At 47.0% G+C, this 23,080-nt stretch carries 23 protein-coding genes; 4 read left to right on the top strand and 19 right to left on the bottom strand.

What is annotated here, in order from left to right:
• Positions 1 to 2: 2 nt before the first annotated feature.
• The 3 genes from ACZ5NB_RS16070 to ACZ5NB_RS16080 are packed head-to-tail and all read right to left on the bottom strand — an operon-like array spanning position 3 to position 5,789.
• The gene (locus ACZ5NB_RS16070; protein WP_460233283.1) at positions 3 to 3,365 is read right to left on the bottom strand and encodes a transglutaminase family protein; all 3,363 of its coding nucleotides are present in this window, start codon (positions 3,363 to 3,365) and stop codon (positions 3 to 5) included.
• A 34-nt stretch (positions 3,366 to 3,399) separates the two neighbouring features.
• Positions 3,400 to 4,332 carry an alpha-E domain-containing protein gene (locus tag ACZ5NB_RS16075; RefSeq protein WP_460233284.1) on the bottom strand — a complete coding sequence of 311 codons (933 nt, stop codon included), beginning with the start codon at positions 4,330 to 4,332 and terminating at the stop codon, positions 3,400 to 3,402.
• A complete protein-coding gene (locus tag ACZ5NB_RS16080; protein ID WP_460233285.1) occupies positions 4,332 to 5,789 on the bottom strand; it encodes a circularly permuted type 2 ATP-grasp protein in 1,458 nt (485 codons plus the stop codon). Before ACZ5NB_RS16080 ends, ACZ5NB_RS16075 begins: the two co-directional genes overlap by 1 nt.
• A 265-nt stretch (positions 5,790 to 6,054) precedes the next feature.
• Here ACZ5NB_RS16080 and ACZ5NB_RS16085 point away from each other — a divergent pair, with 265 nt between their 5' ends.
• Positions 6,055 to 6,582: a hypothetical protein gene (locus ACZ5NB_RS16085; RefSeq protein WP_460233286.1), complete on the top strand. Its 528-nt coding sequence runs from the start codon at positions 6,055 to 6,057 to the stop codon at positions 6,580 to 6,582.
• Here ACZ5NB_RS16085 and ACZ5NB_RS16090 read toward each other — a convergent pair.
• On the bottom strand, positions 6,545 to 8,320 hold the full coding sequence (locus ACZ5NB_RS16090; RefSeq protein ID WP_460233287.1) for an SLC13 family permease: 1,776 nt from the start codon (positions 8,318 to 8,320) through the stop codon (positions 6,545 to 6,547). The two genes, ACZ5NB_RS16085 and ACZ5NB_RS16090, sit on opposite strands and share 38 nt — an antisense overlap.
• Positions 8,321 to 8,507: 187 nt before the next feature.
• Here ACZ5NB_RS16090 and ACZ5NB_RS16095 point away from each other — a divergent pair, with 187 nt between their 5' ends.
• From ACZ5NB_RS16095 to ACZ5NB_RS16105, 3 genes are all read left to right on the top strand, one after another.
• Positions 8,508 to 9,308 carry a putative signal transducing protein gene (locus tag ACZ5NB_RS16095; protein WP_460233288.1) on the top strand — a complete coding sequence of 267 codons (801 nt, stop codon included), beginning with the start codon at positions 8,508 to 8,510 and terminating at the stop codon, positions 9,306 to 9,308.
• 36 nt (positions 9,309 to 9,344) lie between these two features.
• Positions 9,345 to 10,928 (top strand): lipase family alpha/beta hydrolase, encoded by a 1,584-nt coding sequence (locus ACZ5NB_RS16100; protein WP_460233289.1) that lies wholly within the window; start codon positions 9,345 to 9,347, stop codon positions 10,926 to 10,928.
• 369 nt (positions 10,929 to 11,297) lie between these two features.
• Positions 11,298 to 11,843 carry a flavodoxin gene (locus ACZ5NB_RS16105; RefSeq protein ID WP_460233290.1) on the top strand — a complete coding sequence of 182 codons (546 nt, stop codon included), beginning with the start codon at positions 11,298 to 11,300 and terminating at the stop codon, positions 11,841 to 11,843.
• 319 nt (positions 11,844 to 12,162) lie between these two features.
• Here ACZ5NB_RS16105 and clpX read toward each other — a convergent pair whose 3' ends face one another.
• From clpX to ACZ5NB_RS16180, 15 genes are all read right to left on the bottom strand, one after another.
• Positions 12,163 to 13,506, bottom strand: coding sequence for an ATP-dependent Clp protease ATP-binding subunit ClpX (clpX, locus tag ACZ5NB_RS16110; protein ID WP_460233291.1), 1,344 nt, complete (start codon positions 13,504 to 13,506; stop codon positions 12,163 to 12,165).
• An 11-nt stretch (positions 13,507 to 13,517) separates the two neighbouring features.
• Positions 13,518 to 14,435 (bottom strand): nitrogen fixation protein NifM, encoded by a 918-nt coding sequence (nifM, locus tag ACZ5NB_RS16115; protein ID WP_464107578.1) that lies wholly within the window; start codon positions 14,433 to 14,435, stop codon positions 13,518 to 13,520.
• A 13-nt stretch (positions 14,436 to 14,448) separates the two neighbouring features.
• A complete protein-coding gene (locus tag ACZ5NB_RS16120; protein WP_460233293.1) occupies positions 14,449 to 14,964 on the bottom strand; it encodes a nitrogen fixation protein NifZ in 516 nt (171 codons plus the stop codon).
• Positions 14,965 to 14,979: 15 nt separating this feature from the next.
• Positions 14,980 to 15,321, bottom strand: a complete 342-nt coding sequence (nifW, locus tag ACZ5NB_RS16125; protein ID WP_460233294.1) for a nitrogenase-stabilizing/protective protein NifW — start codon at positions 15,319 to 15,321, stop codon at positions 14,980 to 14,982.
• Between the two features lie 25 nt (positions 15,322 to 15,346).
• Complete coding sequence (locus ACZ5NB_RS16130; protein WP_460233296.1) at positions 15,347 to 15,874, bottom strand: tetratricopeptide repeat protein; 528 nt, start codon at positions 15,872 to 15,874, stop codon at positions 15,347 to 15,349.
• 57 nt (positions 15,875 to 15,931) lie between these two features.
• Positions 15,932 to 16,714, bottom strand: coding sequence for a serine O-acetyltransferase (cysE, locus tag ACZ5NB_RS16135; RefSeq protein WP_460233298.1), 783 nt, complete (start codon positions 16,712 to 16,714; stop codon positions 15,932 to 15,934).
• Positions 16,687 to 17,958 (bottom strand): homocitrate synthase, encoded by a 1,272-nt coding sequence (gene nifV / locus ACZ5NB_RS16140; RefSeq protein WP_460233299.1) that lies wholly within the window; start codon positions 17,956 to 17,958, stop codon positions 16,687 to 16,689. The genes cysE and nifV overlap by 28 nt, the downstream gene beginning before the upstream one ends.
• A 75-nt stretch (positions 17,959 to 18,033) precedes the next feature.
• A complete protein-coding gene (gene nifS / locus ACZ5NB_RS16145) occupies positions 18,034 to 19,257 on the bottom strand; it encodes a cysteine desulfurase NifS (RefSeq protein WP_460233300.1) in 1,224 nt (407 codons plus the stop codon).
• Positions 19,254 to 20,213: a Fe-S cluster assembly protein NifU gene (nifU, locus tag ACZ5NB_RS16150; protein ID WP_460233302.1), complete on the bottom strand. Its 960-nt coding sequence runs from the start codon at positions 20,211 to 20,213 to the stop codon at positions 19,254 to 19,256. Before nifU ends, nifS begins: the two co-directional genes overlap by 4 nt.
• Positions 20,214 to 20,285: 72 nt before the next feature.
• On the bottom strand, positions 20,286 to 20,609 hold the full coding sequence (locus tag ACZ5NB_RS16155; RefSeq protein WP_460233304.1) for a HesB/IscA family protein: 324 nt from the start codon (positions 20,607 to 20,609) through the stop codon (positions 20,286 to 20,288).
• A 251-nt stretch (positions 20,610 to 20,860) separates the two neighbouring features.
• Positions 20,861 to 21,691, bottom strand: coding sequence for a Rossmann-like domain-containing protein (locus tag ACZ5NB_RS16160; RefSeq protein WP_460233305.1), 831 nt, complete (start codon positions 21,689 to 21,691; stop codon positions 20,861 to 20,863).
• Between the two features lie 17 nt (positions 21,692 to 21,708).
• Positions 21,709 to 22,116 carry a hypothetical protein gene (locus ACZ5NB_RS16165; RefSeq protein ID WP_460233306.1) on the bottom strand — a complete coding sequence of 136 codons (408 nt, stop codon included), beginning with the start codon at positions 22,114 to 22,116 and terminating at the stop codon, positions 21,709 to 21,711.
• Positions 22,117 to 22,129: 13 nt separating this feature from the next.
• Positions 22,130 to 22,453, bottom strand: coding sequence for a (2Fe-2S) ferredoxin domain-containing protein (locus tag ACZ5NB_RS16170; protein WP_460233307.1), 324 nt, complete (start codon positions 22,451 to 22,453; stop codon positions 22,130 to 22,132).
• A gap of 53 nt (positions 22,454 to 22,506) precedes the next feature.
• Entirely contained in the window at positions 22,507 to 22,803 is a 297-nt protein-coding gene (gene fdxB / locus ACZ5NB_RS16175; protein WP_460233308.1) for a ferredoxin III, nif-specific, read from the bottom strand.
• 70 nt (positions 22,804 to 22,873) lie between these two features.
• A complete protein-coding gene (locus ACZ5NB_RS16180) occupies positions 22,874 to 23,080 on the bottom strand; it encodes a CCE_0567 family metalloprotein (protein ID WP_460233309.1) in 207 nt (68 codons plus the stop codon).

Raw genomic sequence — 23,080 nt, forward strand, 5'->3', positions numbered from 1 at the left:
AATCATTCACGCATCCGACGTAAATCCAAAGTATAAGGGTACTCACCGGGCGACTCTTCCGGGGGTGGCCCCATCGGTTTAGGATCGACATTGGGGAAAAATTCCCGCATCGCATCCACATCCGGCCTTGGAGTGTAAGGGCCTTGGCTGTGGCTGACATTGTCAAAGCGGTTCACACGTCGCGATTCAGCCTCAAAGGCATTTACCGGGAAGGTTTCGTAACTGCGCCCACCTGGATGCGAGACATGATAGGTACAACCACCAATAGAGCGCCCATTCCACGTATCTATCAGATCAAATACCAGCGGTGATTGCACGCCAATCGTGGGGTGCAATGCCGATGGCGGTGCCCACGCGCGATAGCGCACACCCGCAACGTACTCGCCTTGCCTACCAGTATCCGCTAACGGTACACGACGGCCGTTGCATGCGAGCACATAACGGCCGTCGGTTAGTCCAGTCACTTTTACCTGCAGTCGCTCAACTGACGAGTCAACATAACGTGCGGTACCAAAGCTGCCAATTTCCTCACCCAGTACATTCCAGGGCTCAATGGCCCATCGCAATTCAATTTCGACATCGTCGATTTTGACTCGCCCATAGTGCGGAAATCTAAATTCTTCAAAAGGTAAAAGCCATTCAGCCTTGAAAGGAAACCCTTGTGTGTTTAAATCTTCCGCAACCTGTTTGATATCTTGCCAAATAAAATGGGGCAGCATGAATTTATCATGCAGGCTAGTTCCCCAGCGCACTAAACGGTGTTGATAGGGCTGTTTCCAAAAACGCATCAGCAAACAACGGATAAGTAGATTTTGCACCGCCGACATCTGATAGTGCGGCGGCATTTCAAACCCACGAAACTCTAAAATTCCCAAACGCCCACTGGCGCTGCCAGGCGCGTAAAGTTTATCGATACAAAACTCCGCACGATGCGTGTTACCTGTTACATCAATCAATAAATTACGCAGCAGCCGATCAACCAGCCAAGGCTGCTCGCTTGCACCTTCCGGCATCTGCTGAAACGCGATCTCTAGTTCGTAAAGTGCTTCGTCTCTACCTTCATCAACCCGCGGAGCTTGACTCGTCGGACCAACGAAAGCTCCGGAAAACAAATACGATAAGCTAGGGTGATGCTGCCAAAATGTAATAAAACTCTGCAATAAATTAGGCCGCCTCAGTAGCGGGCTATCACTGGGTGTGACTCCACCAAGGGTTATATGATTCCCGCCACCGGTTCCAGTGTGTCGCCCATCAATCATGAACTTTTCTGTCGATAGCCGCGTTTCTCGAGCAATGTCATACAATGCTTTGGTATGAGTAACCAACTCTCGCCAATTGTTCGCCGGATGAATATTGACTTCGATTACGCCCGGGTCTGGGGTAACCAACAACTTCTGCAAGCGAAAATCTTTTGGCGGCTCATAACCTTCGATTACTACTGGGAGCGATAATATTTTTGCGCTCGCTTCGATCGCGCCTAACAATAATAAATAACTTTCCAAACAACGCATCGGCGGCATAAAGATATGCAACTTACCATCACGCGACTCAATGCATAACGCGGTAATTATCCAGTCTGGAATTGGCTCACTTTTATTTTCTGCTTCGCTTTCTATTTGAGGGGAGACTTTCTCACCGGACACCTTTGTTTCAGTGATCGGCGCCACAGGCATTGCCATTTGATCGTGACTTTTCAGTGGTGAGCGCTCTTCCATCGGATCGCGTTCTTTGGTGTAGCGATCTTGCACCTCGATTTCGCCCAACGGCAAACGCAAACCCATGGGTGAGTCACCGGGCATTAAAATCAATTCTTGGCGGCGAAAACGCCAGCTACTGCTCAGCCATTGTTGATTGAAATCATCCCACTGAATAGGCAATACGTAACCGGTTGGGCTATCTAACCCTTTCTCCAACAACGACAGCAAACGTTTTCGATCAAGGTCACCCTTTTCTTTTGCCTTTTGCAAATCTAATTGAATAGGTAGCTTTTGCTCTTCCGTCAAATAGTGCAACACATCTTCGAACGCAGGGTGTAAATACTTATCGGCCAAACCCAACTGTAAAGCAAGCTGCTGTACAAAACGCTTTGCATCATCGGCGGTGTGGCCATAATCTTTATCGATGCGGGCTAGTAGGGATTTATCTCCCCACATTGGCTCACCGTCCGTGCGCCAAAACAAACCCAATGCCCAACGTGGAAGCTCTTCTCCGGGATACCACTTTCCTTGCCCGTAGTGCAGCATACCTTGAGGCGCAAAGTGGCCTCGCAAGTTAAGAAGCAATTGTTTGGCGAGTTTTAATTTATCAGCACCTAGCGCCTCTGTATTCCACTGCGCGCTTTCCATATCGTCAACCGACACAAAGGTCGGTTCACCACCCATCGTTAGTCGAACATCGTTGTCATTTAATTGTGTTTCGACACTATCACCCAGTGCAATAATGTCCGCCCATTGCGCATCGTCATAGGGTTTAGTGACTCGAGGATCTTCTAATACTCTTATAACTTCATTGCTGTAGGAAAACTCTACCTCACATTTATCAGTCGCACCGCTGATTGGCGCAGCAGACGAGGGGTCAGGCGTACACGCTAAGGGTATGTGGCCTTCGGACGCGAACAGACCCGACGTAGGGTCCAGCCCTACCCAGCCCGCACCTGGTAAAAACACCTCACACCAGGCGTGTAAATCCGTGAAGTCTTCTTCAGGACCAGACGGACCATCAAGAGATTTTTGATCCGGTGCTAGCTGCACTAAATATCCCGATGCAAAGCGCGTTGCCAAACCACAATGTCTTAAGAGTTGAGCCAATAACCAAGCCGAGTCTCGACAGGACCCAGTCCCTAACATCAATGTTTTTTCAGGCGATTGAACACCTGGCTCAAAACGGATGCAGTATTCCACCGCGTTGTGTACTAATTGATTGACACAAACTAAAAAATCATTGATCGGTTGCTTGCCTTTTGGCACATCGGCAAGCATTTTTTTGAACATCACACCCGCGCGGCGCTTGACCAGATAAGGTGCTAGCTCTTTTTGCAAGCTCGTCGAGTAGTCGAATGGATATTTTTCCGCATACTCTTCAACAAAAAAGTCAAATGGGTTGATCACCGTCATATCGGCAATGACTTCAACATCCACTTTGAGCTTTTTGGTTTTTTCAGGAAAGACGAATCGTGCGAGGTAGTTACCAAACGCATCCTGTTGCCAATTAATAAAATGCTCTTTTGGCTCGACTTTCAAACTATAGGAATGGATTTTTGTCCGGCTATGAGGTGCTGGGCGCAAGCGAACAGTATGCGGGCTCAAATTTACCGGACGGTCAAATTCGTAAGATGTCTTATGTTGTATAGCAACCCTGATGGTCATAAATGGCGTCTTCTATAAAATAAGGGTAGCTAGCCTATTCCCAAGCCGGGAACCAGGTTTCGCAAATAATGGTATGAATATTAATATGACAAAGTTGCAACCAGTTTAAATGGTCGGGGAGCTTTTCATTGAGCTTCGCGGCCTTAATCTTGCCGATTTTATTTTCCAACATGGCCATTTCGTCTAACAACCTTGTTGCACTAGGCAAAGGCTTGGCATGCTCCACAAGTGCTTTATGGCAATACAGGATGGAACGGGGAAACTGAGGGTTCTCTAACAAAAATTCAACCACTTCGGTTGCATTGACTTTAGACCGTACAATGCGGCGATAAGATTGGTCTGCATTGAGTGACCGAAGCACCTGACCAAGGATAATTTGACGGGTATTGACGGCCGCATCTTCGTCAGCGAGATCCGAGTACGCCTTGACACCAGCCTCTAAGATTCGAGTGGTCATATCGGCCCTTTCTAGGTTCCGGCCTAGTGACAAAAAGCGCCAAGGTGCATCCTGAGTCATGTTGCCAAATAGCAAACCCAATATTTGCTGACACCCCTTTATAATTTCTTCAAGAAATTCGTGGCGCTGTTTACGACCTACACCCTGCTGGACATTTTCCTTCACAAAAAGATTGAGCTCATTCACCAACTCCCAGGTATCTTGCAGTACCACGTCACGGGTGGTTCGCACATTCTCTCGAACGGCATTCAATGAGGAGACGATTGATGAGGAATTTGTTGTGTCAGCGATTAGGAACTTAACGACATTCTTTTCATCCTTCACTGAATAGCGTTCTAGAAAACTATCCTCTATACCGTTAATCAATATTAGGTTATACCAGCTGATTTCTACCGACCGTGGTAGATCAAACAACAGTGTGTCATAAATTGTAATCAAGCGAGCAGTCGATTCGATGCGCTCTAAGTAGCGCCCAGTCCAATAAACGCGCTCAGCAACTTTAGATAGCATTATTTTTTAGCTCCTGCGGTATCGACGATCCAAGTATCTTTGCTGCCCCCACCTTGCGAAGAGTTCACCACCAATGATCCCTCCTTCATCGCAACTCGTGTCAGCCCCCCCGTTGTGACATAACTGTCTTTGCCCTGCAAAATAAATGGACGCAAGTCTACATGGCGAGCGCCGAGCTGATCTTTACCTACCAGAGCCGGTGCAGTGGACAGCGCCAACGTTGGCTGCGCAATATAATTACGTGGGTTTTTGTTGATTAGGACAGCAAACTCATCGCGCTCTTTTTTGGTGGAATGTGGGCCAATGAGCATGCCATAGCCACCGGATTCGTTGGCTGGCTTAACAACTAACTTGTCGAGGTTTGCTAACACATACTCACGCTGTTTATCGTCATAGCACAAATAAGTTTCAACATTTGGAATGAGCGGATCTTGATCTAAATAATATTTAATGACCTGAGGGATATACGCGTACACGACCTTATCATCCGCAACGCCGGCACCCGGAGCATTGGCTAAACTCACGTTACCTTTGCGCCAAGCGCGCATCAGACCTGCCACCCCCAACACTGACTGCTTGTTAAACACTTCAGGATCTAGGAACTCATCGTCTATGCGACGATAAATCACATCAACCCGCTCAAGCCCGGCAATGGTTTTCATGTAAACACAGTCGTCTTGCACGATGAGGTCGCTGCCTTCAACCAGCTCTGCGCCCATTCGCTGTGCGAGAAACGCATGCTCAAAATACGCTGAATTAAAGATACCCGGTGTCAATACAACCACCGTTGGCTTTTTCACTTTACGGGGCGATATGGAGGTCAACATATCGAGCAGCTTGTCCGGATATTCCCCTACCGGCACGATGTCGACATTTTCAAAAATTTCCGGCAGTACCCGCTTCATGATGGAGCGGTTTTCTAGCATGTACGACACGCCTGACGGGACTCGAAGGTTATCCTCAAGCACATAGAACTCACCGTCAGAATCTCGGACCAAATCAGTCCCGCAGATGTTGGCCCAAACGCCATAGGGAGGCGTCATACCTTCACACTCTTTACGGTAGTTTTTCGACTGCTTCAGCACAAATTCAGGGACGATGCCATCTTTTAAGATTTTTTGCTCGTGGTACAAGTCATCAATAAACATATTGATTGCGCGTAAACGCTGCTCGAGACCTTTAGCGGTTTTGTCCCACTGCTGCTTACTGATTACACGAGGAATGATATCGAATGGCCAAGCCCGATCGATATTGCCTTCTTCGGTATAGACGGTGAATGAAACCCCCATCTCTCTTATGGTGGACTCGGCAAGCTGTTGTCGAGAGTTAAACTCTTCTCCATCAAGAGATTTTAGATAGGAAACGATTTTTTTTGAGGGCTGCCTTGCATGACCCTTAGGGCTGACCAGCTCATCGTAAAAATTAGATGGCTGATAGTTTTTCCACGCTTCTTTCATTCCTTAGCCTTATCTCCTCGACATTTAGACCAAACATAAATAAGAGCAATAATTACGCCAGGCGCTATTTTACGCTCACATATCTGATCTTTTAAATTAGGCGGACAGCATATAACACTCTATTGTTGCAGCTTTCCTTCTCAGAAACATAATTGCCGTTTCGTTGATATTAAACAAGTTCTTTGGCAGGGTGGTCTAGAACGTCATTACCAATTGTTTTATTGCACTTACTTGGTGCACCACCTTTGCAAGGAGAGCCTAAGGTATGCGAACTCCCGTCCAGCTACTGAGTGTCATTGGACTTGCGTTTGTGGGATACCACCATGCTTTGTCTTTGCCCCTGACTGAAGATTATGTAAAAAATGAGCGGTTAGATATTTCACTAATGGGCCATTGGCGTGGAAGCCAGTTCAACAAGCACAATGAACTGAGGTCGTGGCATCACCAAAGATCGGTGGACGGCCGTTATATCATCGACTTCATCTACCACGGTGAGAGCCAAAGTGATTTGCTCGAAATCAGGCAATCTGGACATTGGTGGACGGAAGACGGCGTATTATATTATCAAGCCGACCAGTTTAGCGGCCTCCACGGCTACCGTTACTGGCATATATCTGAGGACTGCGTCAGCTACGAGCTGATACACAAAACATCCGCTATTGATGTCGACATAGGCTACACATTCACGGAATGCCAAAAACCATCCACCAATAACCCGCCTAGAGAAGGGAAACCCGGTCGAACAAACAGAATGGCTACGCCGTTAAATCCCAGCCTAACAAAAGAATGGTGATTGTAATAAGGCCGATAAAAACGTTCATCGGCAGACCGACCTTAACAAAATCCGAGAACTTATAACCACCAGGACCATACACCATCAAGTTGGTTTGATACCCCAATGGCGTAGCAAAACTGGCGGATGCTCCTATCATGATCGCAAACACGAAAGGCTCAGGATTGAGTCCCGCTTGAGCGGTGATCTGTAAAACAACCGGAAGCACCAACACCGCAGCAGCATTGTTGGTAATGGTTTCAGTCAACATCGACACCACCAGATAAACCAGTACCAACATTAACCACGGCCTACCGCCACTCATACCAACAATTGTTTCCGCCAACACCGCCGCGACACCAGTCTTATCGAGCGCGACTCCGAGTGCGAATGACGCGGCAATAGTAATGAGTACCGTAAGATCTAAGCTTTTTTCCGCTTCGTTTAGTGAGCAGCAGCGAAGCAGCAACATCAGTCCAGCACCTAACAATGATGCGTTTAACATGGACGTAATTCCAAAACCGGCGGCTAACACAACCACACCAAGAATGGCCCAGGCAATATATGCGCGATCATGACGGGGGGTAGCCGTATCAAGATCATTAATAAGTAAAAAGTCTTTGTTATATCGCTGCCGGCTAACGAACGCAGGCCGCGCTTCGAGCAGCAACGTATCGCCTGCTTCCAACTTAATCGTCCCGAGATTTCCTTTGACGCGTTCACCGCCTCTAGCCACAGCCAGCACCACGGCACCATATCGATCACGAAAGCGCGAATCACGAATTTGTTGGCCAATGGATTCGCAATGCGGTGACACGACAGCTTCCACCAAACGCCGTTCAGATCGGTCAACCGCAATCGCTTGTTCATCAGAATCCGCTTCCGACGGCATGATGCCGTTAATGCGTAAAAGATCAGAGATAGCTTCGGTATCTCCAGCAAAGACGAGACGGTCGTTGCCACGCAGTACCTGTTCTGAGGGCACAGCGGTCATGACAGTATCAGCGCGTTCGATCTCGACAAGGTAAACGCGACGCAGGTTACGCAACCCTGCATCTAAAATGCTTTTGCCTACCAATGGGCCATTCGGGTCTACCATCACCTCCAGGGTAAATTCCCGCAGATTGCCAAACGCTTCTTTTTCACTGCGGTCTGGCAACCATTTCGGGTAAAAAATCCACATAAATAGCAAGCCCAGAACGGCAACTGGCAAACCAATGAGGCTAATCGAAAAAAGCGAAAATCCCGCCTCACCAGTAATAGACTGATATTGGCCGTTTACGATCAGATTGGTACTGGTCCCGATCAACGTCAGCGTACCACCTAAAATGGCGCTGTAACTGAGGGGAATCATCAACTTAGAGGGGGCAATATTAATTTTGCGACACCACGAATGCAGTGCAGGAATCATTGTCGCCACCACGGGCGTGTTGTTGAGAAAACCACTCAACAACACCACAGGTAAAAATACCCGACTCATTGCAGAACGCACGCCCTTTGGATGGCCCAATATTCGATTGACCAAGATATCGATTCCACCGGATGCATGAATACCGGTTGCGACAACAAACATCGCCGCGACTGTCACCAAGCCTGGGTTCGCGAACCCAGAGAGCGCCTCACTGGGCTCAAGCACACCCGCCAGGCTGAGTGCCGTTAGCGCCCCCATCATGACCAAATGAGGTTGAACCCTCGTCAGCGTCAATACTAATAATGCGCCAAGGGTTAAACCTAGCGATAACCAAGCCTGCCAGTCCATAAATTGCGATACACTCTAAAAAGCTATGTCTACTAGAAAGATCGTACTAGAAAGAACAAAACCCGGAAGGATAGTGGCAGACCCTTAGCCAGAGCAACCAATTAAGTGGCATATGGTACTTTCTTTTGGATATATAGCCCCCACTGCCGAGCATTTACAAACAAACTGACCACACAAAGGAACCGACATGCTACCCGTCTATGACGCTCAGAACGGCCTCGAAGCCCACATGATCTTAAACCTATTGCAACAAGCCGAAATACATGGGCGGGTTGAGGGAGAGTTGCTGCAAGGTGGCGTTGGTGAATTACAAGCAATGGGCATCGTGCGCGTCATGGTGGATGAAGAGGACTATCATCAAGCAAAACAGTTAGTGGACGAATGGGAACGTACTCAGCCCATTCCAGAACCAGCAACAAATGACCCCACAGCTAGCGCAAAGCAAACGCCCTTGCAGAAAATCAGCACACTGATGCTCACCTTCCTCGCAGGCGTCGCAGCGACAACCGCTTATTATCACTCACCGGTTCAAGAAGATGGTATTGATTATAATGACGATGGCCAGCTCGATGAAATATGGACTTACGTCAGCTCGCGAATTTCAAAAACAACACTCGACCGAAATTTCGATGGCCAGCCCGACTACGTGTATACCTTTGATCGCCGTGGCATATTAGATTTCGCCACGGCGGATAATAATTTTGACGGCAACTTTGAAACCCGCGTGAAATATATTCAGGGCAATCCTCGCTGGGAAAAATCTGATAGCACTGGCGATGGCTTTTACGACATTCAGATCAACTACTTACATGGCCAAAGGCACAGCGTCGATATTTATGACTCCAGATTAAAAAGACGTGTGAAATCCAGTCTCTACGGGCCATTTAAGTTGAAAAAAACGGAGCTGGATAGCGATCTAGACGGTAAATTCGATACCTTCATCACGTATGACCGCTTCGAGGAAATTGAATCACAAAACAAACGGTAAATATTAGGCCTATTTCACTGCTGGGGAACATACGCAATGCAACAACTCATCAGAAGCGCGACGCTTCTTTTTATTACCTGCTTATTGTCATCATGCGCTTACTTAAAGCACGCAGCTGTTCAAGCAGAGTACGAGCGACTACACCATGCCGAACCAGGGCAAGTTAATTTAAAGCACATGATCAGCCGAGATAACTTTTTTATTATTGGCAAAACGGTAGACAACCAATTCAGCTTCACCGAAACCCCTATTGCAATCGCTGCATTTTCAAGCAAGTTCAAACCTAACGAACACGTTGACACGCACTTTTCACTTGGGTCAGGAACCCATTTTGGGTTAAACCTTCCAGATGGCACCTACCAGATATTGGTGTTTTCCGATGAAAATAATAATCAGCTTTTCGAGTCCACGGAAGTCATTGGTGATACGTCAATTACCATAGATGAAAGCGTCGCACCTCAGAAAGTTATGGACCGAGTCGAAATTATATTATCTGAAAAACAAACTATTTCCTGGGTAGAGCCGTTTTCAAATCCTCAGCCCAACCTACCGCAGCGTTCGCTATTTTTTCCTAGCGGTGCAATCAGACAGTTTGACGACCCGTTATTTTCAAAAAATATGGCGCTATTGGGAATGTATGACCCGGCGACCTTTCTTGAATATGCGCCAACCACATTCTTCGCGCTGGAAGAAGACATTCCCTACAAAATACCAGTTGTGTTTGTACACGGCATTGATAGTTCGATTCGCATTTTCGAGCCATTCGTTAGCCAAATAGATTCCTCGAAATTCAAAGCTTGGTTTTTTTACTACCCGTCCGGAGGGGACTTAAGCCAACTCGCGGCCACCTTCCATCGCATATTTTTATCCGGTGAAACGGTAAGAATAGATAAACTAGGCATGGTGATTGTTGCTCACAGCATGGGCGGCCTCGTCGTACGTGAAGCGCTCAATATTTACCAAAATAAGCCTTCAGAAAACCCCATCGACTTATTCATCAGTATTGCCTCACCTTTTGATGGCCACCCCTCTGCAGCGAAGGGAGAAAAGCTCGCCCCCATGGTGCTTCCATCATGGCGCGACTTAAACCCTGAAAGTGCATTTATTCAAGGGCTCTTTAGAAAACCATTACCCGATTCAATCGAACATCACTTACTTTATGCTTTTGACAACCCTTCAACACTGAAAATGAATAGAAACAGTGATGGCGTAGTCCCATTATCTAGCCAACTTCGGCTTGAAGCGCAGCAGCAAGCGACCGCACAACAGGGATTTAATAGTGGGCATGTCGAAATAATGACAAATGAAAACACGATGAATTATGTACTCGACGTATTAGCAAAAATAGACAACTACTATCCAGAACCGCATCTCAAAGTGATGAAGCGCGGAGGCTACGCCATCAAACTAGACGACACTTACAGTCCAATCAGCAAATATGTCATTAATAACTTAGGTCAATACTACATGGCTTTAACGAAAGGCGACTTAGCTCCACTCGACGAGCGGCAAGAAAGGCTCCTGCAGGCTATTTCGGGTGATATAGCGCCCGAATCGAAGATCTTTGCTGATTGGATTCGCTTCTTAGCCAATCACCCCGAAATCGTTGAACATCAATAATCCCCATCATTAAACAGGGGTAGTCTCGAGTTCTTCTAACTTATTGTCACAAACTCTACAACGCTATCGTTGGCAACGACTAAGTTTGAATAATTTCTGTCACCGAATTATTTTTGCAGCAAAACCAACAAAAAATTATGACTTCGCAAAAAAACCTGTCACCTTTCAGACAATCATCGAGATCACCGTTTGATTCAGCCAGTTAAATACCGATATATCAATAGCTTACATTACCAGCATCTTAAATAGTTAAGTGGCATAGCTCATGCACATAACCTCTATGAAAGCCGTGGTCTGCGGCTTGCGCATTACATTCATCAGGTAGTTCACATGGCACCATGAATTACCAATTTAAAGGGGTATCAGACAATGGCCAAAATTGGATTATTTTTCGGAACAGATACGGGTAAAACTCGTAAAGTCGCAAAAATGATTAAAAAGAAGTTCGAAGATGACGAGCTTATGGCTAAGCCTATCAATGTAAATCGTGCCGTTGTGGAAGAGTTCGCCGAGTATGAATTTTTAATCTTGGGCACACCCACTCTCGGCGAGGGGCTTTTACCGGGTTTGTCTGCGGACTGTGAAAACGAAAGCTGGGAAGAATTTTTACCGCAAATTGAAGATATTAGTTTTGAAGGGAAAACAGTCGCTATCTATGGCCTAGGAGACCAAATTGGGTATCCCGATGAATTCGTCGATGCAATGATTGAAATATACGACTTTGTACAAGACCGGGGAGGCAAGGTGGTAGGCAGCTGGCCAACCGATGGATATGAATTCGAACACTCGGAGGCTATCCTTGAGGACAAGTTTGTAGGGCTTGCGCTGGATTTAGACAACCAGGCAAATCTGACCGAACAACGTTTGGATTTATGGTTAAGTCAAATCGCCCCTGAATTTGGACTTCCTCTTTAGTTAACTCAACACCAATCTGACAGCCCGCGCTTCTGATTAACAATGGCTGTCAAATCGAAAACTCCTAGCTGAACGCAAGTTCAGACTATTCTCCAAGTGATTGCTTTAATCACGCTGGGAGCGCAGTTGTAATCGGCTAGCACTGTCCTTATGCGTTCACGGTGCAACACTGCGCTTCCCAGACTTTTTCTCGTCTTGCCGTGCCTCGGTACTTAACAATAATCTACCCAGCAAAAAAAACCATTGCCATCCACTGGAAGAAACGACAATGGCTAAAAATATAGCTACAAGATATACGAAAAAAACGACAATAGATTTCTCAGATTACCGATGCCGAAAGTGAACTTCTCTCTTGGTTAACCCCAGCTGAAGTGTGACTCTCCGGCGATACAACCTTGGTTATTTCTAATTTATTGCGATCAGGAACATCCTGATCTTCGACAACGACCACCTCACAGCGAATCAAGCCGTCAATTTTTGGCGCTTCGAACATAGTATCGCACAATAAAGTTTCAAGAATACCGCGCAAACCTCTCGCACCTGTACCACGCTCTACGGCTTGCTCAGCAATAAACGTGAGAGATTCGTCACTAAACACCAGCTCAACACCTTGGTAGGAAAATAGCCGTCGATATTGTTTAACAAGGGCATTTTTTGGCTCCGTTAAAATTCGACGTAACGCATCTGCATCAAGATCTTGTAGAAAAGTCACAATTGGAAAGCGACCAATAAACTCAGGTATTAATCCAAACTTTTGTAGATCGTCTGGTTGTAGGGCCGCCAATAATTCGTTATTGGAAAACTCCGACTCCTTCTTAAGTGGTGCATTAAACCCAATACCGCTCTCACTAGGCACGAGACGTTTGCTTACCAACTCAACTAATCCAGGGAATGCCCCGCCTACGATAAATAATATATTTTGCGTGTTGAGCATAACCTCTTCACCATGCCCTTCTCGTTGACCTGGTTTCGTTACGCGAATTTCTGCACCTTCGATCATTTTCAATAACGCTTGTTGAACACCTTCACCGGAAATATCACGTACCGCCGTACCACCATCACCACGCTTTGCGATCTTATCAATCTCATCAACGTAGACAATACCCCATTCCGCCTGCTGCACATCCCAATCAGCCGCCTCAAGCAAACGCTTCAACAAACTTTCGACATCCTGTCCGACATAACCGGCCTGGGTCAAAGCAGTTGCATCGCCAATCACAAAGGGGACGCCAATAATTCTAGACAGCGTCTTCACTAATAAGGTTTTGCCTGCACCAGATGGCCCCGTCATCAAGACATTGGACTTTTCAACATCGACATTTTCTCGTTGCGGTTCGGTGGAAAACGGCTGTTCAACATCTTGATTGTTAAGTCGTAAGTAATGATTAAACAGAGCTACTGACAAGGTTTTTTTCGCATCGTCCTGACCAATGATGTACTCATCAAGATACTGTTTAATGATATGTGGCGCTTTTAATTCCGGACGAACCAGGGCCGCTCGACGCCCCCAACTGCTGACCACTTGATGCGCAAGCTTGACGCAATGCTCACAGATATGACCTTCATTACCTGCGATAAGTGGAACATCGGCACTCTTTTCAATGCCACAAAACGAACAAGTTAACGGTGCTTTATGCTCATTGGAATCGCTGTCTTGTGTCATTAGAATTACCCCTATGGTTCAGTAATTGTTTCTGGCTTGCCTATCGTCGTACTATTGCCCGCTGAACCTTGCTGAATGAGTTGTTGAACCCACTGCTTGGTGTAGCGCGATCGCTGCCTGTCTTGCAGTTGTTCTTTAAGCTTTGCCACAATATCTTTGCGCTGAGCCATACCTGCTGGTGAAATTGCTTCGCAATACAGAATATGAAGCCCAACGGGAGATTCAATAATTTCGCTGATTTCACCCTCGCTCATTGAGAATAACGTTTCATCTAGCTGAGGGAAAAGCACACCCCGTTTTAATTCACCTAGTACACCACCCTGTAAAGACGATGGACATTCAGAATGCTTCATTGCTTGCTCGCCAAAACGACTAGTATTTTTAATCAAGCGTTTACGGATGAGCGCTAAACGCTCGCGAGCAGACTCGTCTGTGTTTTCAGTGAAATCAGGGTTAATAGTAATGAGGATATGTCGCGCTTGGCGGGTTTCAGGCTTTTCGAATTTATCTGAGTTCATGTAGTAGTAGAGATCAACTTCCGTATCATCTACTTCTGGCGCTTTAGCACCTACACGCCCCAAGACTGCCTCGACTCGAAGCTCACGCTCTAGAGAGTCACGCAAATTATCAAGGTCAATATAATTTGCTTCTAACGCACTTAAAAAGGCGTCTTCATCTTCGTACCGAGCTTTAATTTGGTCAATAGCCACCATTATTTGCGATTCAGGTACTTGAACACCTCGAGCTTCTTCACTCGACAGAACAGCCTGCTCTAATACATATTCCTTAGCGGCGATATCTTTAACTTGTTTTTGCTGGCTTTCATCCAGTTTTGCAGGTAGTTCGCCAAATTGCTCGGTGGCAATTCGTAACAAGCGATAGTTAACGCTTGAAGGAAGACTGGATTCTGCAAACACGCTCGTCATCATAACTCTCGTTTGTTTACTCTACTGCTCGCGCGGCGTTTACTTCCGCAGCGTTTACTTCCGCAGGTTGTTTCTCTGTAAAACTGCTCTCTTCTACAGGCTCTATATCCGCCAGCGCCGCTTCAGGCACCTTGAATACCCGGCCATTAAAGCGTACCTCGTAAAATATCATTCCGGGCTCGCGAAGCACTTTTTGAATTTCGCCTTCATCGCCCTCTTCTACCGGTGTTTCACCTTTTAAATTAAATGACAGTGCTGCTTTAACTTTATCGCGGAATTCGTATTTGTTCGGGATCCATTCGACATCGGCACTAATCAATTCTTCTTCGCGACAGCCTACTGTCCTACCAGCCTCCAAGAAGTGTACGCGATAGATCAATTGATCCTGTAGATACGTGCCCACATCATAAACAGCGCCTACTGCACCACGTCGGATAAGTAACGTGCCCACATCCAAACCAGGGTAAGTCCCATCGTTTCGGACGTTGCGAATTAAGCGTACTTCTTGCCCGTACTCGTAAGCAGGTTTCATAGGGGTAGGCGCTCGTTACTTAACTAATGAATCCAATGAAACAAATGTAGTTTGCGGCTCGTGCATTTTGAAAACTTTAAACACTTTTTCAGTGAGCGCATCAGATTCGACAAAGTCGTTATAGGCGCGAGTTAACAATGCTTTGTATACTGCCGCCAAGGCTTCATCATTACCTTCGTAGTCTTCCACAGCTTGCTCGCCATTATTCAGGTAATCGTGAAAGCGCTGCATAATATGCAGCCGATTAACGTGAACGACCTTTTGATCAAAAGGAATTTCAAAGTACTCTAGAAAATCTTCAGCCGAACTGAGTTCGTCCATCGCGTCTTCTAACTCGAGCTTGTCATCAGCACTCATGATATTTCCTCTTTGATTTATCTCGTTAACACTGGGATGCAGGCACTGCTTGTTTTTCGGTAACAACTGCAGGCCCCATTGCTTGCAATAGCACTCGCGCACCGAGTCGATCTTTGTTATCCAACTCAATGACCTTATTCAACATCCTTACACCGAGTTCCATATTGCCTAAACGCAGATTTAGGTACGCAGCACCCTTAACAGCCAGTAAATAAAAACGCACCATCGTAAATGACTCCATTACACCGCGGGCTAAATGAGCGAACTGAATTTCACTCCAGTGGCTGGGGAATTTTATGGTAGGCGCTACAACCGACATCACATGGTCGGCAATATCTATGGCATCTTCGTAACGGTGTTGGTAATAATAAAATCGATACAAAGCGACCAACACTGACAAGTTATCAGGGTCAATATCGAAAGCGCGCTGCAAATAAGGCTCAGCTTCACCTTCTGAATAAGCAGCCGCGGCTTTCTCAATTAATTCAGACACTTCTTCCGACATCGGTTTGTCGAAATACATTAACTGTGATTCAAAATCCTGTAGGTCCATTTTCCTATACCTATAATGAGATCTACCAAGACACACAGACACCGTGTGTCACCCAAGCTACCGCACAGCTACTTGGTTTGCGAGCAAACCTTTGGCACAATCGTTTTCACATATTTCGTTGTCCGCATCGCACTGAACTTCCTGCTCAAAGACTTTTTTTGCACCTTCAACTTGCAACTCCAATGCATCAAGACGATCAAGCAAACAAGCAATCACTTTGGAAACGGGGTCAGGGATTAAATGATGATCGAGATCCACACCGTACGGATTGGGTTGCCCAGCGCTGCGTATTTTCACTACTTTTCCGGGAATACCCACAACCGTACAACCATTGGGTACATCTTCAACCACCACGGAGTTAGCTCCGACACGGGCATTTTCACCAATTGTGATATTGCCAAGCACTTTCGCGCCTGCACCGACCATCACACCATCCGATAAGGTTGGGTGACGCTTGCCTTTGTTCCAACTGGTACCACCCAATGTGACGCCGTGATACATAGTGACATCGTCACCAATCACTGCAGTTTCACCGATAACAACACAAGCACCATGATCGATAAAAAACCGTCGACCGATAGTCGCACCAGGATGAATATCGACGTTACTACAGAAACGCGCAAAGGCAGATAACCAGCGCGCCGAATAGCGCCAGCCCGCATTCCAAAGCTTATGGGATAAACGATGAATAATAATGGCGTGTACACCAGGATAAGTCGTTACTACTTCAAACGTGGTACGTGCAGCGGGGTCGCGCTGAAATACACAGGCGATGTCGTCTCGCCATTGCGCCCACAACCCTTTAGGCTGTTCTAATTGATCGCACTGAGCATCTGACATGGTACAACTCCAGGTAAGGAACCTTGTTCGTTGCTTTTGGATGAATTAACACTGATAGCGTCGCCGATACCTTCGCTGATACTTTCACTAATTGACGGCAACGCTGCGTGCAGCTCAATTAGTTCATCAGGTGTAGGAGCGCGCTTCGTCGCAGTGACTAAAACGCGGACTTGGCTTAATAAGGTTCGCAATTGTGCTTCGAGTACTTCGATACCCAAGTCTCGATACACATTGCGCAACATATGGGTACCACTGTGTTTACCCAACACCAATTGGTGGCTACGCCCTAATTCTTGCGGATCTAGCCCTTGATAGTTTTTAAAATCTTTTAATAAACCATCAACGTGTATTCCGGCTTCGTGCGTAAACACACCCTCGCCAACAATACTTTTTTGCCAAGGCACTGTCCGACCGGACGCTTGCTCAACCATTTTCGATAACGCTGACATCGCAGTTGCATCTATGCCGGTACTAATTCCGTGAAGATTTTTCAGCGCCATGGCACATTCTTCAAGCGGCGCATTACCGGCGCGCTCACCCAAACCGTTAACCGTGGTATTGATGTGCGTTGCACCAGCGGCGACAGCAGCTAAGGTATTGGCGGTTGCTAACCCGTAGTCATCGTGGGCGTGCATCTCCAATTGCAAATTGGTCGCCGCACGTAAGGCAGATATTTTTTGAAAGGTAACAAAGGGTTCGAGAATTCCTACCGTATCCGCGAAGCGTAGCCGCGTCGCACCGGCTGCTTCGGCAACGCCAGCAACGGTAATTAGAAAGTCCATATCCGCACGCGATGCATCTTCGCAGCCAACACACACTTCAAAACCAAGATTGCAAGCTTCGGTGACTAAGCGAGTTATTTCTGCCAGCACCCATTGTCGATCGCGTTTTAATTTACCTGTGATTTGCTGGTCGGAAACCGACACCGATAAATCAACCATCGTCACGGGTACATCTTTTACTGCCGCAAGATCTGTGTCAGTCATGCGACACCATGCCAAGGTTCGAACCCCTGGCACAGCGGCAATGATGTCTCGCATCACGGAGCGCTCTTCTTCTCCCATGGCTGGGATGCCGATTTCCAACTCCGGCACGCCAATTGCCGCTAACTGCTTTGCAATAGCCACTTTTTCTTCAGCACTAAACGCTACGCCTGCGCTCTGCTCACCATCGCGTAGGGTCGTATCATCAATAATCACTTTATTGAGTGATGCGCTCTTTGTATTGTTTAGTGCTGTGTTCATGCTTAACAACTCATTCAACAGTAAACCGTGGCTTAATAAAACAGGGACTAAAAGTTAACGGCTAACCATTAGCAGTTAGGCGTAAACGGGGGCGAATGCTTGCTCTGGGTTTTCCACTGGACCGTTTTCACCCCAGTAAGGCGACAATTTGCGCAATTGCGCAACAATGGGCGGCACCGCTTCGATGACACGCTCGACTTCTTCCATAGTGTTGTAACGTGAAAGAGAGAAACGTACCGTACCGTGCGCTGCTGTATAGGGAATTCCCATTGCTTTCATTACGTGTGAGGGTTCGAGTGAGCCTGAAGTACAGGCAGAACCACTTGAAGCAGCGATACCCATTTTGTTCATCAGCAACAAGATGGCTTCACCTTCGATGTACTCAAACGCAATGTTTGCTGTATTGGGTAATCGATTGTCGACATCACCCGTCGCAAACGAATTAGGAACTGCAGCGAGAATGCCTTCTTGCAAACGATCGCGCATGGCTTTAACCGCTGTGTTTTCGTGCTCCATGTTTTCTTGTGCAAGATCACACGCCACACCTAAACCGATAATACTCGTTACATTTTCAGTACCCGCACGACGACCACGCTCTTGGTGACCGCCTCGCAATAATGGGCGGAAACGTGTTCCACGTTTTAGATACAACACACCCACACCTTTCGGCGCATGTAACTTGTGGCCGGATAAAGACAACATATGGATTTTGGTGTCTTGTAGATTCATTGGAATTTTTCCAACCGCTTGCACCGCGTCGGTATGGAACATGACACCGGCTTTGTCAGCCATTTCTGCCATTTCGACTACTGGGAAAATGGTGCCGGTTTCATTGTTCGCCCACATCACGCTAACGACGGCCACTTTGTCGCTGAGCAATGCTTCGTACTTAGCAAGGTCAAGACGACCCTGTCCATCCACTTCTAATTTGTGGATGGTGTAGCCTTCAGTAGCCAAGTAGTCGCAAAGGTTTAATACAGCGGGATGTTCAACGGTGGTGGTAATAATTTCACGGCGCTCGGGCTGCGCTTTAAGTGCCGACATGATGGCCGTCGAATCCGACTCGGTACCGCATGAAGTAAAAACCACTTCAGAGTCGTGCTCTGCCCCTAATAAGTCTTGAACACTTTTGCGGGCTTTTTTTAATGCAAAGCCCACTTTGTTGCCAAAACTATGAAGTGATGAAGGATTGCCGAACTGCTCGGTAAAATAGGGCATCATCACTTCAACGACTTTGGGATCACATTGCGTTGTAGCATTGTTGTCGAGGTAGACGTCAGCAAGTCCTGGATTGCTCATTGCGCACCTCCCATTTGTACCGCAGCGGGTTTTTTCTCAACAGGGATGACTTTGACAAACTCACCCAAGGCTTCGATTAATTTCTGTTGTATACCACCGACTGTCATCGCGGCCATTTGGCAACCGCTACACGCACCAACCAAATTCACATAAATATTTTTACCTTCAACATCCATCAACTCGACATCACCACCGTCGGCGCGTAATGCAGGTCGGATATCGTCAAGCACTTGCTCGATTTTTTTGATACGCGCGTATAAACCCGCACCCGGTGCAGCCTCGGCTGGCGCCGATGATCTCGTATCAATACTGACTAGCGGTTGTTGTGGTGTAGAGGTAGGCGCGGCAGCGGCAATACTCACTCCCGCTGGCGCGAAGGTTTCACCGCGCGCCTTCAATTCATCTTCAAGAATGTACTCAATACTTTCGTGACAGGAAGAACAACCGCCACCAGCTTTAGTAAAGTTAGTCACATCCGCTACAGTGCTGAGATTATTGGCTTTGATCGTATCGCGAATCATCACCTCATCGATGGCAAAACATTTACACACCAAAGCACCTTCTTCGTGATCATCCACCCACTCTTCACCTCGGTAGTCCGCCACTGCGGCTTGTAGTGCTTCCCGGCCCATGACCGAGCAATGCATTTTTTCGGGTGGTAGGCCATCGAGAAAATCAGCAATGTCTTGGTTGCTGATTTCGAGTGCTTCATCGAGCGTTTTACCTTTTACCATTTCGGTAAGCGCCGATGACGACGCAATGGCAGAACCGCAACCAAATGTCTGGAAGCCTGCATCGAGAATAATTTCTGTCTCAGGTTCCACTTTGAGTGAAAGGCGAAGTGCATCACCACAGCTAATTGAGCCTACGTCGCCGACGGCGTTTGAATCCGCAAGCGCTCCGGCATTTTTGGGGTTATAAAAATGTTCTTTAACTTTTTCTGAGTAATCCCACATGATTTCGGATCTCCTGCAAATGTTTGAGAATTAACCGGGTCGGCCCACCGGTAATGAAAGATAATTCAACGCTTACGCACTAAAAGATTTTCCACAGCCACAACTGTTGCTGGCGTTGGGGTTTTCGAATTTGAAACCAGTGCCTTCGAGCCCGTCGAGAAAATCGACAGTGACTCCGTCCAACAAGGTTGCACTGTTGGCATCCACCAAGACTTTCACGCCTGTGAAGTCCAAGACCGAATCATCTTGCGCGACACTTTCTTCCAACTTCATACCGTATTGAAATCCTGAACAACCGCCGCCTTCGACTTGAATGCGTAAACCTGCAATCGATTTTTCAGAGGAATCAATGAATCGTTTTACGGCATTCACTGCACTGTCAGTTAATGTGAGCATCTTTGTCACTCCAATGTCTGCGTTTACATGTCTGCGTTTACATGTCTGTGTTTACATGTCTGTGTTTTAATGTCTGTGTTCAAGCGAAGCTTTAATTGAGCACAGAAATTTTATCTACAACAGAGAGATTGCAATCGATATGCCACAGGTTGTGGGATTTATTTATTGTTATAAAACAACAAGTTAAGGAGCGGTAAAGTTGCAAAACAGCGTGTCGGAAATGACACTCGACACGTTCTTTGTAGTACTTGCTACAAGGCAAGTAAGTGGTAGCGAACAGCCTCGTCAAAGAGGCGCGTTCCACCCCCTTCAGAGACCACAGCAGACAAGGCTTGTGGATCATTCACGCGCACACCCGCAAGGTAGTTGACACCCAAGCTAGACCAATCGGCTAGCCACGGCAAACTGGGGCCCAACAACACAACCGTTGCGTGCTGACTTAACGCCAATAACCTCGGGAGCGTTTTGTTGGCAATACTACTCGCGGTAATAAACACCCAATCACAGGTGGGCAGCACAAATTCCGCCGCCGACTCGGGTAAATCATCCGGCCCAGGTCGCTTTTCGATACAGGTAAAGTCAAATGATGAAGCGAATTGATCTAATCCAGGGTACCTGCCGATGATTGCCACCTTGGCATGCGTAAGCTGATCGGAAAAATGTTGGAAAACCGACAAATGGGGATCGCTACCACAATGAATTGATTGTGCACGAGACAATAATTCATTTTCACTGTGATTAATGATGGCATTACAGACAGCAACCCCGACGGTTGCAGCGCACCTGTCCCATTGAGTTACCCAGGGTATGATCTCTTCTACAGATCGACCGACTAAACTACCTGCCCAGGGCAAGGTTCTCGGTGGGTCCAACGGGCTAAAGCAGATACCGGTACTAGCATTGAGTTGATTATCGTGGCTAATATTTGAATCGCTACTAGCAATGCGCGCATAACTCCAGCTCAACCCCAACATAACTTGCTGGATCAACAACGGCGCTGAAGGTTCACGACCAGGAAAGTGATCCAGAGCTTCTCGAGCGCTGTCACATAAGCGTTGATAAAACTGCGCACTGTTCATCATGCACTAAGATCACGAAATTAAGTTAAAGCCGCTAAGTTTTGCAGTTCGGTTTTGATGGCCTCGGCACTGCCCCACGCCGTAATGGACTCAATAAACCAGCGCTTATCGGTTGGATGAGGAGCAACAATATCGAACTCTGCATACAATTGTCCGCTGTCATGAATCATGACATGACCTAATAAATCACCATTTGCAGAGCGCCATTCGGCGTATAGTGACTCGGCACCGTCATAAGGGTCTTTGCGCAACTCGCCATTCACCATCGGTTGAGCTAAGGCATCGGCTTTATTGTCGAACCCATATTTTTTCAACTGAGCAACCAGCGCTGCACAGATTTTTTCAATGGTAGGTTGATCCGACGCCAACCTCGCATTTAACTTTGAATCAGTTTCTTGAGATCCGACATCAACGGCTGGACTAGTCATGGACGATCACTCGTTACCAGACTTCGGCAGGGGCAATTTTTTCGGCAACCGGAGTACCGGCAACAAAATGCTGCTCAACAATGTTATCGACATCCTCCGGTTTCACTCCTGCATATAACACAGCGCCGGGGAACACCAGCAAGTTGGCACCCACACCGCAGGGCCCCAAACAAGCCGTCGGTACTAGTGATACTTTCTGCATTAAATTGCGTGACATAATGCTTTGCGACAATTGCGGCATAATCGCTTGCGCACCTTTTTCGGTACAACTACTGCGTGGGTGACCGGCAGGCCGCTGCTGCGCACAGACAAACACGTGATATTCAGGTTTAGGCATAGTGAATTCTCCCGATGGTTGCTAATTACCTAGCCAAAATTACCCGGCTGTAGTTACCCAGCCAAGGCTTCGTGGGTGTGGCATTTCTTCGGGCACACCCGTGCGCAAGAAACACATCCGATGCAATCCATGGCATTCTTAATAGTCATCACCATCATTTCATCGTCGTCATCATAAAAGTCATCGTCATCATCGACGACGTCGGTTCGCTCTGTTAACTCAAACACATCGCGCGGGCAGACTTTGTAGCAACGCCCGCAGCCAATACAGGTTTCTGCGTTGAGCGCTGTGACGAATTCAGGAACCCAATCCTCACCACCACGGGTGCGACCTACTATCACATCTGACATGTTGTACTCCTCTGTCAACACGCGGCTTTCGTTACGAACTTAAGTTACGAACGTGTGTTACCAACTAATGTTACGCACTCACCGCATCAAATTCGGCTTTCTTTTTGACCCACTCTTCACAGGCCGCCACGGTTTGTTCAGCCAATGGCGTTAATTGATTGAAATCACTTAACAAACGATCTTCAACCAGGTCATGAACCTGTGATGCAAATTCCATCGCAACACGCTTTTTGCTGCTTACTTCCTTTTTTAGCGCTTTTAATTCTTCATCTGTCAT

Source organism: Aurantivibrio plasticivorans, from assembly GCF_055392955.1.

Excerpts from the sequence above, each read along its gene's own strand:
- ACZ5NB_RS16105 (WP_460233290.1), top strand. The coding sequence starts at position 11,298 with ATGGCCAAAATTGGATTATTTTTCGGAACAGATACGGGTAAAACTCGT.
- ACZ5NB_RS16085 (WP_460233286.1), top strand. The coding sequence starts at position 6,055 with ATGCGAACTCCCGTCCAGCTACTGAGTGTCATTGGACTTGCGTTTGTG.
- ACZ5NB_RS16075 (WP_460233284.1), bottom strand. The coding sequence starts at position 4,332 with ATGCTATCTAAAGTTGCTGAGCGCGTTTATTGGACTGGGCGCTACTTA.
- ACZ5NB_RS16100 (WP_460233289.1), top strand. The coding sequence starts at position 9,345 with ATGCAACAACTCATCAGAAGCGCGACGCTTCTTTTTATTACCTGCTTA.
- ACZ5NB_RS16090 (WP_460233287.1), bottom strand. The coding sequence starts at position 8,320 with ATGGACTGGCAGGCTTGGTTATCGCTAGGTTTAACCCTTGGCGCATTA.
- ACZ5NB_RS16165 (WP_460233306.1), bottom strand. The coding sequence starts at position 22,116 with ATGACTAGTCCAGCCGTTGATGTCGGATCTCAAGAAACTGATTCAAAG.
- nifV (WP_460233299.1), bottom strand. The coding sequence starts at position 17,958 with ATGAACACAGCACTAAACAATACAAAGAGCGCATCACTCAATAAAGTG.
- nifM (WP_464107578.1), bottom strand. The coding sequence starts at position 14,435 with ATGATGACGAGCGTGTTTGCAGAATCCAGTCTTCCTTCAAGCGTTAAC.
- ACZ5NB_RS16170 (WP_460233307.1), bottom strand. The coding sequence starts at position 22,453 with ATGCCTAAACCTGAATATCACGTGTTTGTCTGTGCGCAGCAGCGGCCT.
- ACZ5NB_RS16160 (WP_460233305.1), bottom strand. The coding sequence starts at position 21,691 with ATGATGAACAGTGCGCAGTTTTATCAACGCTTATGTGACAGCGCTCGA.
- ACZ5NB_RS16095 (WP_460233288.1), top strand. The coding sequence starts at position 8,508 with ATGCTACCCGTCTATGACGCTCAGAACGGCCTCGAAGCCCACATGATC.
- nifS (WP_460233300.1), bottom strand. The coding sequence starts at position 19,257 with ATGAGCAATCCAGGACTTGCTGACGTCTACCTCGACAACAATGCTACA.
- fdxB (WP_460233308.1), bottom strand. The coding sequence starts at position 22,803 with ATGTCAGATGTGATAGTAGGTCGCACCCGTGGTGGTGAGGATTGGGTT.
- nifU (WP_460233302.1), bottom strand. The coding sequence starts at position 20,213 with ATGTGGGATTACTCAGAAAAAGTTAAAGAACATTTTTATAACCCCAAA.
- ACZ5NB_RS16130 (WP_460233296.1), bottom strand. The coding sequence starts at position 15,874 with ATGGACCTACAGGATTTTGAATCACAGTTAATGTATTTCGACAAACCG.
- ACZ5NB_RS16155 (WP_460233304.1), bottom strand. The coding sequence starts at position 20,609 with ATGCTCACATTAACTGACAGTGCAGTGAATGCCGTAAAACGATTCATT.
- ACZ5NB_RS16120 (WP_460233293.1), bottom strand. The coding sequence starts at position 14,964 with ATGAAACCTGCTTACGAGTACGGGCAAGAAGTACGCTTAATTCGCAAC.
- ACZ5NB_RS16070 (WP_460233283.1), bottom strand. The coding sequence starts at position 3,365 with ATGACCATCAGGGTTGCTATACAACATAAGACATCTTACGAATTTGAC.
- cysE (WP_460233298.1), bottom strand. The coding sequence starts at position 16,714 with ATGTCAGATGCTCAGTGCGATCAATTAGAACAGCCTAAAGGGTTGTGG.
- nifW (WP_460233294.1), bottom strand. The coding sequence starts at position 15,321 with ATGAGTGCTGATGACAAGCTCGAGTTAGAAGACGCGATGGACGAACTC.
- ACZ5NB_RS16080 (WP_460233285.1), bottom strand. The coding sequence starts at position 5,789 with ATGAAAGAAGCGTGGAAAAACTATCAGCCATCTAATTTTTACGATGAG.
- ACZ5NB_RS16180 (WP_460233309.1), bottom strand. The coding sequence starts at position 23,080 with ATGACAGATGAAGAATTAAAAGCGCTAAAAAAGGAAGTAAGCAGCAAA.
- clpX (WP_460233291.1), bottom strand. The coding sequence starts at position 13,506 with ATGACACAAGACAGCGATTCCAATGAGCATAAAGCACCGTTAACTTGT.